The sequence below is a fragment of the Streptomyces europaeiscabiei genome (assembly GCF_036346855.1).
Classification (GTDB): Bacteria; Actinomycetota; Actinomycetes; order Streptomycetales; family Streptomycetaceae; genus Streptomyces; species Streptomyces europaeiscabiei.
On sequence record NZ_CP107841.1, the window covers coordinates 8,359,587 to 8,372,829 of the forward strand.

Genomic DNA, 13,243 nt, shown 5'->3' on the forward strand with positions numbered 1-13,243 from the left:
GGACAGCCGTCGGCGTGTCTGCCGCGCGGGTCAGGACCCCAGGCCTGCGAGGGGTTCGGAGTTGTCGATGAGGGCGCGGGCCACGTCGGCCAGGCGCCGGTTGTGGGCTCGGGCGTAGCCGCGCAGCGCGCGGAACGACTGCTCCATGTCGATGCCCTGCCGTTCGGCGAGTTTTCCCTTGGCCTGTTCGATCAGCACCCGGCTGTTCAGCGCCGTCTGCAGCTGCTCGTTGAGCACCGTGCTGCGCTGAGCGGTGCGTTGTTGCAGCAGGCTGATGGTGGCGACGTCCGCCAGCGCCTGGGCGATGAGTGTGGCGGCCGGGTCGAAGGGGCCGGGGGCGGCGCGGAAGAGGTTCAGGGCGCCCACGGTCTCCGCCCGCAGACGCATGGGCAGGGCCTGGACCGCCCCGAAGCCGCTGCGGTGGGCCGCCGTGGCGAAGCGCGGCCAGCGGTCGATCTCCCGGGTCAGGTCGTGGACGATCACCGGTGTGTTGGTGCGGAAGCACTCCAGGCAGGGGCCCTCGTCGTTCTGCAGCTGGAAGAGCTCCAGCAGGCGCACCTGTTCGTCGGAGGCGGCCATGAGGCGGAGTTTGCCGTCCTGGTCGGCAAGCAGCACGCCGGCGGCGCTCGCGTCGAGAATGCCGACGCAGCGGTCGGTCAGCAGGCACAGGAAGTCGATGAGGTCGAAGTCGGCGACGAGGTTGTCGGCCAGCTCGACGAAGGTCTTGGCCAGAAGTTGTTGATCCATGGTGGGCACCCTCGATTGAGACTGTTCCCTGCCTGAAGGGGCGGGAAGGACGGCACGTTCCTGGGTCGGCACCGATACGTCAGATTTCCTCATCGGACTGCTCCGGCTCCGTGTCCGGTGAGAAACGAAGCCGACGGGCCACCACATCAGCCGCCACGTCGGCGAGTCGGTGTCCTCGTGCGTAGGCGTAGGCGCGGAGCCGGACGAAGGCTTCTTCGATGCCGACTCCGAGCTGGACCGTGAGCATCCCGCTGGCCTGGTCGATCTCCGCCCGGTACGCGCCCAGGTCCTCGAAGCAGTGGTCCGGCATCGGCCCGTCGGCGGGTGCGCCCGTCTCGTCGATCCTCGTATCGAGCAGGAGCAGTGTCGCGAGATCGGCGAACGCCAGCGCGTCGGCCAGTTGCTCCGTGTCCAGCACGGTCGGAATGTCGGCGTACAGGTCCAGGACTCCCGGGCTGATCGCGCCCTTCTGCAAGGGGAGGGAGAACACCGCGCGGGCTCCTGCTTTCAGGGCCGCATCGGTGAACACGGCCCAGTGATCCTGAAGTTCAGCGGTGAGCAGATCGGGTGCCAGGACGGCCGAGCCGCTTGCGAAGGCGTCCACGCAGGGCCCCTCGCCGAGCGTGAGCTGGAGCTCTTCCAGTTGCTCGCTGATGTCGTCGGTGCTGCACAGAGGATGGCTCGCCGCGGTCCGTGACATCGCCGACAGCCCGGCCCCGCCGACCGGCAGCGCGGCCACGGCCGCGGTGCACACATCCACGACACCGACCCGGGCACCTCGTCGGGCCGCCTGCTCGGCCACCAGCAGCCGTATCCGGTCCGACCGCCTGTCAGGTCCCACCCGGGTCACCGCCCCCGGGCATCGTGACGAGGCTCTCCGCCGCGCCGTGGCGTGTTCCCGGAGGGGGATGGACAAGCGCGCGGAACGTGGTGGTACCCAGTGGCCTGCGAAGCTCTCCGATGTCCAGCCACCCCCAGGAGCGGAGCGCGGCGAGAGTCGGGCGATCGGCCTGGTCCACCAACGTCGCGCCGAGCGATGCCTGACGGTCGGTCAGCAGTCGCTCCTGCACACGACGGGCGATCCCCCGGTCCTGCGGCTGTGGCCGGGTCATGATGCCGGCGAACGCGAAGACGCCGCCGGACACGGTGAGTTGCCCGACACCGCGCGGCAGTGTTCCCTCGAAGCCGAGCCACCAGGGGCCGTCGCCGCCCACCGGGAATCCGAAGGCGCACCCCGTCAGGCCGTCCGTCTCGGCGACCACCATGGCGAATCCCGGTCGGTGCATGTCCGTGGTGAGACGGTCCGAGAAGTTCTGACGGCTGGGACAGCGGTACGGATCACCCGGCGCCGTCGCGCGGGACTCCCCGTACAGATCCATCAGATCCTCGCGAAGGCTCTCCACCAGCCAACGGTTCAGCCGGCGCGGCCGCGTCGGAGCCATGGCGGAGGGCTCGCCGACCCTCGGTTGCCGTGACTGCCCCTGCCCGGGTTCGGCCGTCATCGCGCATCGCCCGAGAGAACAGGCACAAGCGGGCCAGAGCGGTGCGGCGGGGCCGGCCGGGGCACGGCCGCGGTGTCGCATCCGGGAGGAGTGTCGTCGCATTCGCGAGGAGAGGGCAGGTGGCCGAACGGAAGGCCGAGGAGCAGGGTCCCGCAGTCGGCGAGGTCGAGGATCCGAGCCAGGCCGGTCGGCGGGTGGTGCAGTCGAAGGGTCCCGCCGGCCAGGGCGGTCTGCCGCGCGGCGTGCAGGAACGCGCTGAGTCCGCTGCAGTCGCAGAAGGCGACGGGGGTGAGGTCGACGTCGATGGTGCGGATACCGTCTCGCAGGCATCGGGCCAGGGACACGCGCACCAACGGCGCGGAGGCGAGGTCGATCTCACCGGCCAGGGTGATCAGCGTCCGTGTCCTTCGGTCGTGACGGTGGACGGAGAGCTGTGGCAGGGGCATGACGCCTCGGTTCGGAAGGCCATCCGGCGGCGGACGCCCGGGTGCCACAGTTCCGGCTCCCGGGGCGCGCTCCCGGCAGGGGCGAATTTCGGCGGAGGCAGAGCAACGGCCGGCCCGGCAGCCTGCGCAGCAGGGCAGTGGACCCACCCGGTTCCCTCCAGGGATGCCGCCGGCGACGGACGAAGTCCGCATCCCGCAGCCATCTGTGTTCAGCAACAGCATGCCGCCGGGGTCTGGGGCGTCTCCATACCAGCGTATGCCTCGCGTCGAGTGACGGACGGTCCGAAGCAGCCCGATCCCAGGATGCGGACGGTGCGGAGGACACGGTGACGCGTGTATGCCCGAGGAACCGCACGGCACTCGGACACGAACACTCCTGACTGCCCGCCCGCGCACGGCACTTCGTGCACCGACCCGGGATGCGGCTCGAACGACCGAGCGGTGGGCGGGGCGGGCCGGGGCGGTGGCGCGGTGCGTGCGCCGGGCTACGACGGTCAATCCGGAGCGGCGGCCCCGACGAGGGCGGATCCCTCGCACCGCAGAAGCCACGCGCGACCGGATCCCGGGCGGGCTCCCGAGCCTGAGGGCACGGCGTCAAGGCGGAGGCGGTCGGTCAGAAGTGGACAGCCGCCGACCTCCAACTCGCCCCTGGAACACGGGGCGAGCATCGTCGACGTCGCCGCAGAGGTCCGCGAGAACATACCGTGCCTCGTCCACGGCGATGAGCGCGCCCGCGGTCGGTGGCGGGCCGTCGTGGTCGGACGCGGCTGTCATGAGCCGATCCACCGACTTCGCCCGGTCTCGGGCGGGATGACCAGCAGGTCTCAGCGGCAGGGGCCGTGGGGAGAAGCAGCAGCGGCTTGTGCGGGTCGATCTCCGGGTGAACCGACCGACTTTGGCGAAGTGGCCGTCCACGGGAACCCTGCCGGGGATGACGGCCGGTACATCGGGTTGACGGCGGTGCGGGTGATGCGGCGCCGGCCTCACGCAGGGCGGGCCCACCAGGGGCCAACACGTCGGTCAGCGGGGGCAGTTCGACCAGAGGATCTCGGGAGCGGGGTCACCAGGGCACCGGCATGATGCGTACCCGTCTCCGGCCCGGCTCCGCGGCGGCCCGGTTTTCATCTCTCGCCGAGAACGCCCCGGCGGAAGCCGGTGTGCGAAGTGCCCTCGGTGGTGTCCACGCTCCTCCGCGCCCCGCCGGGACGTGGACCCACGGCCGCCTAGAGGTGGAGCAGCCGTTGGGTGATCTCCCGGTACTGCCTCAGCGCCTGCCGGAGTTCCTCGGGCTGTGTCTCGGGGTCTCGGTCCTGCCACCCGGCGCGCAGGACACGCCGCCGTGCCGCGAGGGCGCTCACGAGCTGTTCGGTGACCTCGTCGTAGGCGCTCTCGGCCTCTTCCAGCGCCTCGCGCGGAGTGTCGGCGAAGGTGTTGAGGACGTGTCGGAGGCGCAAGAGGATCTTGTCCTTCTCAGCCGACGGGAGCAGTGGCTCCGTGCCGGGGGTACGACGTTCGGAGGGGGCCGGCGTCTGGTCCGCGGGCTGCTGGGCGCGAGTCTGGTCGTACATCATGGGGTGCCGCTTCCGTCTCGTCCGAAGGCGTCCTTGGTGTTGTCGGCGGCCTGCCCCAGGCTCTCGGAGCCCTGGCCGATCCTGTCCCGGCACCGCGGTCGCCCGTGGCGGGCGAGCCGGTCGAGGTCTTCGGCGATCCGCCCGTCCAGCGTCCCCGCTCTGTTCCCGGTCCGGTCCACTGCCTTGGTTTCGCGGTGCGTCCGAGCCGGTCCACGGCCGGTGATCGCAGGGGTGTTCCATCCACGTGTCCCAGGCTGTGGCGACGCCGAGCCGGCAGCGTCGCCTCCTACGGCTCTCGACCGGGCGGGTGTGTGCCGTCCGCTACACATCACTGCCACCGATGGGCGCCGGACGTCCCTGGGCCGGAACGCGGGCGTGTCGGAGCGGTGCTCCGGCCTGGTGGAGACTGGCGAGGGCCAGCCGGTAGGAGGTGAGCAGCCCGGTCTCCACGTAGTCCAGACCCAGTTCCTGGCAGTAGCGCCGCACGATGGTCCGGGCCTTGCGCAGGTTGGGGCTGGGCATGCTGGGGAACAGGTGGTGCTCGATCTGATGGTTCAGCCCGCCCAGCGCGATGTCGGTCAGCCTGCCGCCGCGTACGTTGCGTGAGGTGAGCACTTGGCGACGGAGGAAGTCCGGGCGGTCCTCGCCCGTCAGGATCGGCATGCCCTTGTGGTTGGGTGCGAAGAGGGAGCCGAGGTAGACGCCGAACAGGCACTGGTGGACGGCGAGGAAGGCGATCGCCAGGCCGGGCGGCAGCAGCCAGAGCAGGGCGGTCAGGTAGAGCGCGAAGTGCGCGAACAGCAGGGTGCCGTCGAGCCTTCGGTGCTTGAGCGAGGGATTGGCCAGCGCCATCACGCTCGACACGTGCAGGTTGAAGCCCTCCAGTGTGAGGAGCGGAAAGAACAGGAATGCCTGCCAGCGGCCGATCAGACGGGGGAGCCCTTTGGCGGCCCGGGCCTGCTCCTGGGACCAGACCAGCAGGTTGGGGTCGAGGTCGGGGTCGAGTTCCTCATGGTTGGGGTTGGCGTGGTGGCGGGTGTGCTTGTCCTGCCACCACCCGTAGCCCATCCCGATACCGGCGCCGGCGATCCGTCCGGACACCTCGCTGGCCCGGCGTCGCCGGAACACCTGACGGTGGGCCGCGTCATGGGCGAGCAGGGCGACCTGCCCGAAGACCACGGCCAGGAAGGCGGCGGCCGCCAGGGTCCACCAACTGTCGCCGACGAGTGCGACGGCGGCCCACCCACTGACGTAGAGCCCGGCCACCCCTGTGATCCGCAGTGCGTAGTAGCCGGGACGGCGTCCCAACAGGCCGGCATCAGCGATCTTTCTCGACAATCGGGCGAAGTCACTGCCGGACGTCTGCGAGGGCGGGGGACGGACTGGCGAATTTCTGCTCATGACGATGAAACTCTCTCCGAAGGAGGCAGTGGCTCGGCGTCGCCTTGAGAGCCGCTGAGACCGGGCCGCAGCCGGGTATGCGCTGCCTCCACCGGGGAAGCGCATCGCGCGACCGCGGAGCGAGGACGACGTCTGCTTCGTCGACCAGAGGCCGCGCAGACCTCCTGTCGGGCTGCGAGTTCCCTGCCGGGCAGGTCTCACACCGTGACAGGGCAGGGCTTCTGGAGCGATCCGCGCGCTTTCATGGCAGAACGACACCGGCCGGGTCCGTGCGGTCCGCACGGACCGGTACAGGTCCGTGCGAGTCCTCTCCCAGCCGACGGACCGGAGTCGAGGCCGTTCGGGCCGTTCGTCGTCGAGGACACCGCCGCCTGGCACCGGCGGCCGTTGCGGCCCGGCCGGCCAGGGCGCTTCTGATGGCTCTTGGCCGGAGACCATCCGGCCGATCGGCGCCGCCCGAGGTGACTCGTGAGGCGCCGGCCGCCTCACCGGACTCGTCCGTGACCGCTCACCGAACGGTTCAAGAGCTGTCGGAAACGGCCTGGGTCGCGGTTTCCGTGATGAGGACGGCGACGGTGACCGGGCCCGCGGTGCCGGTGGTGGCTGCGGCGCCTACGGCCTCCCGGACGGCGCGGGCGACTTCCCGCGGATGGTGTCCGGCGGCGACCGCGAACTGGATCTCGACGTGCCGGCCGGGCGGATCGTCATGGTCCTCCATCCTGACCGGGCGGCTTCCCAGCGCGGCGGTGAGGCGGGCGACGCCCGGAACGCCCGCTGCGACGTCCGCGAGCTCTCCGACGAGCCCCTGCATGGACCCTGCTCCGGTCGCCGGGGGTGAGCTTCGCGCGGCTGCGGACGCGGCTGCGGCTTCCGACGCAGGCCTCATGGGCCTCGCCGCGGTCCGCGACTTCGCACCTGTCTCAGGGCCCTCATGAAGATCCGTCACCCGCAGGTCAGCCGTCACGGTGGCCAGGCCGAGCCGTTCGGCGGCCGTGTGGAGCAGTGTGCTCCTCAACTGGTCGGCGGTCTCGGGCAGCGGCTGCCCGAGGGGCGCCGTGAAGGCGGCTTCGATCCTGAGCGGGCCGGGCGGCAGCGCGCTGACCGGCGGAGGGACGGCCGGCTCGGACACGGGCTCGTGCGGTGCCGAACCGATGCGCAGGGTCCCCAGCCGGACGCCGGGAATCCCTGCGGCCGCGTGCCCGAGGGCCCGGACGGCCGCTTGCTCGGTGATCCATGTCCCGTCGTCGGGGCCACCGAGCGGGAGCAGTCTGCCCAGGCCGAGCCGGTGCCGTACTGCCTGCGTCCACGCCTCGGTCGTCACCGTCCTCTCACCCTCCTTCTTCCGTGGGATGAGCGGGGCAGGGGCGCTCAGGTCGCTCGTCCGACCACTCCACCTCGCGATCCGCAATCCTGTCAAAAGGTACTAAAACGACTATACTTTCACTGGTGAGTGCTGTGTGAGCCTCAGAGGGAGGAATGTCCCGATGACTGAGAACACCGGCGTAAGGGGCGGCGGCGCGCCCGGCTCTCGTGGCCGGACGTCCATCGCCGATGTGGTGGTGGAGAAGATCGCCGGAATGGCGGCACGGGACGTGCTCGGCGTCCATGCCCTGGGCAGCGGATTCGCGCGCTCGATGGGATCCATGCGGGAGCGGATGCCCGGCGCCGGTAGTGGCAAATCCGTCACGCGCGGGGTGGGCGTCGAGGTCGGAGAGCTTCAGGCGGCCATCGATCTGGAGATTGTCGTCGACTACGGCGTCTCGATCACGGACGTGGCCGGTGAGGTGCGGGAGAACGTGATCTCCGCGGTGGAGCGGATGGCGGGTCGGGAAGTCGTGGAAGTCAACATCACGGTCAGCGATGTGAAGCTGCCCGACGACGAGGAGGACGAAGGGGTGGAGCGGCAGCGGATCCAGTAGTCGGGTCGGAGCAGCCCGCTGAGCGAAGGAGCGCGTGATGAGCAGGGCCGTGGTGGGCTTGACAGCCGGAATGGCACTGGGTTTCGCCGCGTATTTCGGTGACTTCTGGGCTTTCTTGCTGGTACTGGTGCTGGGCGTCGTCGGTCTCGTGATCGGGCGGCTCTTGGAAGGTGATCTCGAACCGGGCGACTTCGTCCGCCGCCGGGACCGACAGGAGCGGATCCGCGATGATCGGCGAGGGGCTCGGGGAGACTGGCGGCAGTGACCGGTGAAACGGATCGGCGTCCGGGCATCCCCCGCGGGGAGCGCGGCGCGATCACCGTCGCCGACCGGGCCGTGGCGAAGATCGCTTCCCGGGTGGCGCGCGAGGCGCTGAGCCGGTTCACCGAGTCGACCGGCCACGTACCACCGGGACGCCGGACACCGCGCGTGACCACATCCGTGCGGCGGGCACCGGAGCGGAACACCGCAGGACCGGATGCCGAATCCGCCGCCGGACGGCAGGCGGTGCTCGGCGAGGCATGGATGCGCATCACCGTCGAACTCGGCTACCCGTCGGACATCGGGGCGCAGTGCGCCGCAGTGCACCGGGAAGTCACCGAACGACTCAGGACCTGGGCCGGCATGGAGGTGTACGACCTCGTGGTGTCGGTCGAGAGGCTGCACTCGGTGCACGCGCGGCACACGGACCAGGAGAGGGTGAGATGAGCGCGAACACGACGCGGCAGCCGACCGGCGACAGCGCCCCTCCCCCCGATTCCGGACCGGCAGCGCCGTCCGCCGACGGCACCCCGGGGGCGGGCGCGGGTGCGACGACGGCGAGGGACGAATCAGGCCGGTCGGAGCGCCGCTCCTGGTCGGCGCGGCGGATTCCCGCGGCCTTGGTGGCCCTGCTGTCCGCCGCTGCCACGGGACTGCTCCTGTACGACGTGATCGCGGTGCGGGCAGGCCGTACCGCGATGGGCTGGAGGAGGCGGCTCGCCGAGGAACTGGCCACACGGCCACTGGACGACACCTGGATGATCGTCGGGGCCGCAGTGGCGATGGTCCTCGGCCTGTGGCTTTTCCTGCTGGCGGTGACGCCGGGTCTGCGCAGGCTGCTGCCCATGCGCCGGCCCACCGGTATCCCCGGGACGGAGGAGGTCCGGGCCGGGCTCGACCGCCGCGCGGCCGCCCTGGTTCTGCGCGACCGGGCCGTGCGGGTGCCCGGTGTCCGGTCGGCACAGGTCGCTGTCGGCCGCCGGAAGGTCAAAGCCCGGGCACGGGCCCATTTCCGCGATCTGGAGGAGGTCCACGCGGACCTGGACGCCTCGCTGGGGGAAGCCCTTACGTCCCTGGGTCTCGCCCGGCGACCCAAGCTGACCGTGCACGTCCGGCGCCCGAAGAAGGGCTGAGGTGATCCTGATGCTCAAGACGGTGAACCGGGTGCTGCTGGGGCTTCTCGGCCTTGGACTGTTCGCCCTGGGCGGCGGCGTACTGCTGGGCGGGCTGGATCTGCAACGCCACTGGGATTTCGGCATGCCGGGCTGGTGGCCCTTCCTGGGGCCGGACGATGTGGTGCTGGGCGTCGAGGGACGCACCCGGTGGCGGGAAGAGGGCTGGTGGTGGCCGACCGTCATCGCGGTGCTCGCGGTGCTGCTGGCCCTGCTGCTGTGGTGGCTCCTCGCGCAACGCAGACACCACCTGGGCCAGGTCCTCGTCCACGGCGAAGACGGCGTGGCGGCCCGGCTCAACGGCCGCACGCTGGAGGATGCCATCGAGGAAGAGGCGCAAGCCCTGGACGGGATCGCGCGGGCTCATGTCCGGCTGACGGGCCGACGTACCGCTCCCACCGCACGCGTACGGCTGCTGCTGGAGCCTCACGCCGATCCGGCGCGGAGTCTGGGGCGGCTGAGCCGGGAAACGCTCGCACACGCACGAGACTCGGCCGGCCTGGACCGCCTCCCGTCGAAGGTCCGACTCCGGGAAGTCCGCCACCGCGCCCAACGCGCCGCCTGAGACCCCCGGACCGAAGCCCCACAGGGGTACCGGCTGCGGGGCGTCCGGATCCCGGAACCCGAACGTCCTGGCATGCAGAAGATCAAACGAACCGCACGCCGCCCGGTGGCGCACCCGCTTCGCCGTCGGCGGGTTCGAAGGCACCGGCCTCGGTTGTCGTCGGCATCATCCTGAAAGCCCCGGGGCCGGTGGGCCCGCCCTCGGCGGACGCGGCAGCCACAGGCAGCGGCCCTTGTGCGCCCGCGCCGTCGCCCACCACTCTTCGGTCGACGCGAGATCGAGCACGGGCACAGCGTGTCCCGCCATAGCCGGGAGACCACGCGGATCCCGCACGGTTCCTTCCCAGGAGGCATCCCGTCATGATCGTTTTCCTGATCCTGGCCATCGCCGGAATCGCTCTGGTCGTCATCGGCGCGGCCGTCGACGGCCTGCTCCACCTGATGTCCGTCGGCGTACTGCTTCTCATCGCGGATCTGCTCTACCTGGCGGCCCGCTCCTTCTGGCGCTCCCCCCGGCGCCCAGCCCGCTGACCGGCTCCCGAATGCCCCGGACCCGTCCGGGCCCGATCCGTTCCACACGTCACCGGCAGGCCCTGAGCGGTTCGACGACCACCGAGGCCTGCCCGCCCACGGCTACCGATTCCTCAGCCTGACGGCCAGGACACGTCCCATCCGCCGCCGGCTCCCGCACTCGGGAGATCGCCGCGCGCCTGTCCGCCCGACCGCCGTCCCATCGGGATCCCGCCGCCTCGGTTCGGTACACCGTGACGGCCCCGCCCCCGATTCCGCCATCGGTTCGGCACCACGAGGGAGTGCTTCCCGAGCCGGAGACGTAGCACGCTCGACCGGAGGCCGACGCCTGCGGCATGTGCGACCTCGGGTACGAAACCCCAGGTCGGAGGCAGGCTTCAGCGAGGGGGCGGGTGCATTGTTGCGGCTCAGTCGAGGATGGTGAGGTGATCGGCGTCGCCCCCTCGCCACTCGACGAGGAAGATGGTCGCGTCGTCGGTCGTGGCGCCGCCGCGTTCGTGTTTCAGGGCGTGGGAGAGCGCTCGCACCACCGCCCGTACCTCCGCGCGCTCGCGGAGGATCCGGTTGGTCCACTCGATGAGCTGCTCCTCGCCGAACTGGTCCCCGCCGGCCTGGTGCTCCTCGATCAGGCCGTCGGTGAAGCACAGCAACCGGTCGCCGGGCCGCAGCATCCGCTCGCTGACCACCGGCTCCTCACCGCCGAAGCCGACCGGCAACGTGGTCGGGCTCTCCAGCCGGTCCACCACGGCGCGGTCCCGGATCAGGAGCGGGGCCGGGTGACCTGCGTTGACCCACTGCAGCCGGCCTGTGGTGATGTTCAGAATCATCATCTGCGCGGTGACGAAGTGGTCGGGGCCGAACTGCTCATCGATGGCCCTGTCCATGAACGCGTACACCTGGGACAGATCGGTGTGGGCCCGTCGCGTGTGGCGATAGGCGCCGATGGCCACCGTCGCCATCGTCGCCGCGTCCAGCCCGTGGCCCATCGCGTCGATCATGGCCACGTGCAGGATGTCACCGTTGAGGGCGTAGTCGAAGCTGTCGCCGGCCACGTCGTAGGCGGGCTCCAGGATTCCGGCCACCTCGACCTGCGGAACAGTCATCGACAGCGGAGGCAGCAGCGACCACTGGATCTCCGCGGCCACACTCATCGGGGCGCTGCGGCGGGCCTGGAAGAACTGGTCGGTGTAGGCGTCCTTGGTGACGATCATGTCCGCGACCAGACCGGCGAGTCTGCGGAGCAGTCGCCGGTCGTCGTCATCGACGCTGTCCAGGGTGACGGCCATCACCCCGATCTGGTCGCTTCCGTCCAGCAGCGGCAGATACATCCGCACACTGCCGTCCTTCGGCACCTCCACCGTTCTGCGGCCCAGGAACGCCTCGCCGGCGGGGGAGCCCTCGACCGGCTCGGGGCCGCCGACCCTCAGCCTCCTTCCCGGCAGCGGCACCAGCAGCACCTGCTCGTAGTCCTGCAGGAGGATGGAGACCTCCCGCCCCCCGACCCTGGCCACCTCTTCCGCGACGAGCGGGGCGATCAACTCCGGCGGCATCTCGTGGGCCCGGTCCAGCAGTACGCCCAGCAGCCGTTCGCCGAACCCCTCCGAGCGGTCCACCCCGACCCTGTCCGTCCTACCTCCGCCGTCCGTCATGGCTTCTGCTTCCCTTCGGCCCCTGACATGGGGAACTCAGCGGGGTGGCGCGTCCACGCGGTGTTCGCCGGGCGGCCCGGTGCCCCGGCCCACCGCAGCCGATGCGGGGCGGCGCCGGCCGGAACGACGCCGCCGGCACCGCGACGACGTATGCGGACGTGGTGCCCCGACGCGACGCACACCCTGTCCCTCTCGGATCCACCAGCAGGCGACCGCGATCAGCGTGGGACGACGCCATCGACCGGCACAGGCTCGCATCGCCGACCGGTCGGACGAGCCGATTGCGCCATGGGCAGCATGTCGCCCCCGAGGCCGTTCACCACAAGGGGCTTGGGTCGACGGAGACAGGGGGGCCGACCGGCCGGCGGGGCGGGTCCGGGCCACCGGTCCTGATCACACGGGGCCGACGAGGGTCATGGCCGGCCGGTCGGTCGCGGTGTTCGTGACCGCTTCCGGAATGCCGGTCCTGCGCCACTTCGGGTCCACGACGTCGTGGTCGCGCCACTTCGGACATCGGGGGAACGGGTCACGCCGATCTTCGGGCGGCCGCGTCCGCCGTACGCCAACGACCCCGGCGTATCCATACACCGGGGTCGCCCTTCCGGGCCGGTCGCACGTGAGAGTGTGCCGACCCGTTTTCATGCTATGCCTGGCGCACATTTCGGGCATCCGGTGTTTCCCGGTTCGCACCCGTGCCCGTGTCGCCACAGGACGCGGCCGGGAGCCGGCCGGACACGGCAGAAGTACTGGTCCGAGAAGCTGTCATCGACCTGTCCGACACCGGCATGGCCCGGATGATCCTTACCGAGATCCACCGCCGAGGAGAGGGCCGACAGCGGAAGTGCCGTCGGGCCGGGCTACGACCACGACCTGGCTGACCTCGTTCGCGGCCACGGAGTTGACGTCGCCGAATGACCGACGGGCCCGGTGAGGGAGGGGCCGGCCCTCAAGGAGCTGTCATTCGTACGTCTCTGTACAGGGTGCGACGGAGCGGGCGCGGTGGGGGAGGGCGTCGAGTACGTCGTCGGCGGAGCCGGCAGCAGACCCATACGGACGGGGACGCCGGCATGCCGGTCGCGGTACTCCTCGGCATCGCTGCGGGCGTCCATGTACTCGGCGGTGGGGCGTGGTGGTTCAGGTGGCTTCGGGCCGGGACCGCCTGAGCCCCCGGGCGGCTGACGTCGGGGCCGGTGGGTCACATGGGAAGCCGAGGCCCAGGAGCACCCCCCTCCTTCCGGCCCTTTCCCTCGCCCCCGACAGTTCCATCGCCGACCTGCCCGGTCTGCCCTGCACCCAGCAGCGGCAGCGCTGCATCGCCTTCGACCTCGCGACCTCCCTGGGCCGGGACACCGGCCGCGCGGCCACGAGCCTCGTCTGCGTGACGCTCGCCGGCCCGGCGGCCCTGACCACACTCCGCCGAGCGGCCCGCCGGGCCTGCTCCCGGGCCCCGGTGCGCTTCGGTGCATCCCGGACGGGGGAA

General features: G+C 71.0%; 15 protein-coding genes and 1 pseudogene. 7 read left to right on the forward strand and 9 right to left on the reverse strand.

Translation table 11 applies throughout. The features are described from left to right. Nucleotides 1-30: 30 nt before the first annotated feature. The 8 genes from OG858_RS36345 to OG858_RS36380 form a co-directional block, all read right to left on the reverse strand. The gene (locus OG858_RS36345) at nt 31-747 is read right to left on the reverse strand and encodes a GAF and ANTAR domain-containing protein (protein ID WP_086747729.1); all 717 of its coding nucleotides are present in this window, start codon (nt 745-747) and stop codon (nt 31-33) included. A gap of 79 nt (nt 748-826) precedes the next feature. Continuing rightward, nucleotides 827-1,588, reverse strand: a complete 762-nt coding sequence (locus tag OG858_RS36350) for an ANTAR domain-containing protein (protein ID WP_327745249.1) — start codon at nt 1,586-1,588, stop codon at nt 827-829. Then, the gene (locus OG858_RS36355) at nt 1,578-2,150 is read right to left on the reverse strand and encodes a hypothetical protein (protein ID WP_328544046.1); all 573 of its coding nucleotides are present in this window, start codon (nt 2,148-2,150) and stop codon (nt 1,578-1,580) included. Before OG858_RS36355 ends, OG858_RS36350 begins: the two co-directional genes overlap by 11 nt. A 95-nt stretch (nt 2,151-2,245) precedes the next feature. Further along, a complete protein-coding gene (locus OG858_RS36360) occupies nt 2,246-2,695 on the reverse strand; it encodes an STAS domain-containing protein (RefSeq protein WP_328544045.1) in 450 nt (149 codons plus the stop codon). Between the two features lie 1,223 nt (nt 2,696-3,918). Beyond that, nucleotides 3,919-4,266 carry a hypothetical protein gene (locus OG858_RS36365; RefSeq protein ID WP_319064235.1) on the reverse strand — a complete coding sequence of 116 codons (348 nt, stop codon included), beginning with the start codon at nt 4,264-4,266 and terminating at the stop codon, nt 3,919-3,921. Then, entirely contained in the window at nt 4,263-4,445 is a 183-nt protein-coding gene (locus OG858_RS36370; RefSeq protein WP_328544044.1) for a hypothetical protein, read from the reverse strand. The genes OG858_RS36365 and OG858_RS36370 overlap by 4 nt, the downstream gene beginning before the upstream one ends. A 142-nt stretch (nt 4,446-4,587) precedes the next feature. Further along, a complete protein-coding gene (locus OG858_RS36375; RefSeq protein WP_328544043.1) occupies nt 4,588-5,667 on the reverse strand; it encodes a fatty acid desaturase family protein in 1,080 nt (359 codons plus the stop codon). A 520-nt stretch (nt 5,668-6,187) separates the two neighbouring features. Next, the gene (locus OG858_RS36380) at nt 6,188-6,988 is read right to left on the reverse strand and encodes a hypothetical protein (protein WP_319064233.1); all 801 of its coding nucleotides are present in this window, start codon (nt 6,986-6,988) and stop codon (nt 6,188-6,190) included. 163 nt (nt 6,989-7,151) lie between these two features. Here OG858_RS36380 and OG858_RS36385 point away from each other — a divergent pair, with 163 nt between their 5' ends. The 6 genes from OG858_RS36385 (at nt 7,152) to OG858_RS36410 (ending at nt 10,114) form a co-directional block, all read left to right on the forward strand. After that, nucleotides 7,152-7,586: an Asp23/Gls24 family envelope stress response protein gene (locus tag OG858_RS36385; protein WP_319064232.1), complete on the forward strand. Its 435-nt coding sequence runs from the start codon at nt 7,152-7,154 to the stop codon at nt 7,584-7,586. A gap of 37 nt (nt 7,587-7,623) precedes the next feature. Further along, complete coding sequence (locus OG858_RS36390) at nt 7,624-7,851, forward strand: hypothetical protein (protein ID WP_086747721.1); 228 nt, start codon at nt 7,624-7,626, stop codon at nt 7,849-7,851. After that, nucleotides 7,848-8,294 (forward strand): Asp23/Gls24 family envelope stress response protein, encoded by a 447-nt coding sequence (locus OG858_RS36395; RefSeq protein ID WP_319266830.1) that lies wholly within the window; start codon nt 7,848-7,850, stop codon nt 8,292-8,294. The genes OG858_RS36390 and OG858_RS36395 overlap by 4 nt, the downstream gene beginning before the upstream one ends. Next, nucleotides 8,291-8,980, forward strand: a complete 690-nt coding sequence (locus OG858_RS36400; RefSeq protein WP_319266828.1) for a DUF6286 domain-containing protein — start codon at nt 8,291-8,293, stop codon at nt 8,978-8,980. The genes OG858_RS36395 and OG858_RS36400 overlap by 4 nt, the downstream gene beginning before the upstream one ends. Before the next feature lie 10 nt (nt 8,981-8,990). Then, nucleotides 8,991-9,584 carry an alkaline shock response membrane anchor protein AmaP gene (gene amaP, locus OG858_RS36405; protein WP_319064229.1) on the forward strand — a complete coding sequence of 198 codons (594 nt, stop codon included), beginning with the start codon at nt 8,991-8,993 and terminating at the stop codon, nt 9,582-9,584. 359 nt (nt 9,585-9,943) lie between these two features. Further along, nucleotides 9,944-10,114: a hypothetical protein gene (locus OG858_RS36410; RefSeq protein WP_179200908.1), complete on the forward strand. Its 171-nt coding sequence runs from the start codon at nt 9,944-9,946 to the stop codon at nt 10,112-10,114. A 407-nt stretch (nt 10,115-10,521) separates the two neighbouring features. On the opposite strand, the gene OG858_RS36415 is transcribed toward OG858_RS36410, so the two are convergent. Further along, complete coding sequence (locus tag OG858_RS36415) at nt 10,522-11,763, reverse strand: PP2C family protein-serine/threonine phosphatase (protein ID WP_327748231.1); 1,242 nt, start codon at nt 11,761-11,763, stop codon at nt 10,522-10,524. 1,243 nt (nt 11,764-13,006) lie between these two features. Between OG858_RS36415 and OG858_RS36420 the strand changes: the two are divergent. Beyond that, nucleotides 13,007-13,240, forward strand: a pseudogene (locus OG858_RS36420) (ECF transporter S component); the annotation flags it as partial. Between the last annotated feature and the right edge of the window lie 3 nt (nt 13,241-13,243).

Bases quoted from the DNA above. Each gene is read 5' to 3' on its own strand.
- OG858_RS36375 (WP_328544043.1), bottom strand. From the start codon at position 5,667: ATGAGCAGAAATTCGCCAGTCCGTCCCCCGCCCTCGCAGACGTCCGGC.
- OG858_RS36390 (WP_086747721.1), top strand. From the start codon at position 7,624: ATGAGCAGGGCCGTGGTGGGCTTGACAGCCGGAATGGCACTGGGTTTC.
- OG858_RS36400 (WP_319266828.1), top strand. From the start codon at position 8,291: ATGAGCGCGAACACGACGCGGCAGCCGACCGGCGACAGCGCCCCTCCC.
- OG858_RS36415 (WP_327748231.1), bottom strand. From the start codon at position 11,763: ATGACGGACGGCGGAGGTAGGACGGACAGGGTCGGGGTGGACCGCTCG.
- OG858_RS36410 (WP_179200908.1), top strand. From the start codon at position 9,944: ATGATCGTTTTCCTGATCCTGGCCATCGCCGGAATCGCTCTGGTCGTC.
- OG858_RS36345 (WP_086747729.1), bottom strand. From the start codon at position 747: ATGGATCAACAACTTCTGGCCAAGACCTTCGTCGAGCTGGCCGACAAC.
- amaP (WP_319064229.1), top strand. From the start codon at position 8,991: ATGCTCAAGACGGTGAACCGGGTGCTGCTGGGGCTTCTCGGCCTTGGA.
- OG858_RS36365 (WP_319064235.1), bottom strand. From the start codon at position 4,266: ATGATGTACGACCAGACTCGCGCCCAGCAGCCCGCGGACCAGACGCCG.
- OG858_RS36360 (WP_328544045.1), bottom strand. From the start codon at position 2,695: ATGCCCCTGCCACAGCTCTCCGTCCACCGTCACGACCGAAGGACACGG.
- OG858_RS36385 (WP_319064232.1), top strand. From the start codon at position 7,152: ATGACTGAGAACACCGGCGTAAGGGGCGGCGGCGCGCCCGGCTCTCGT.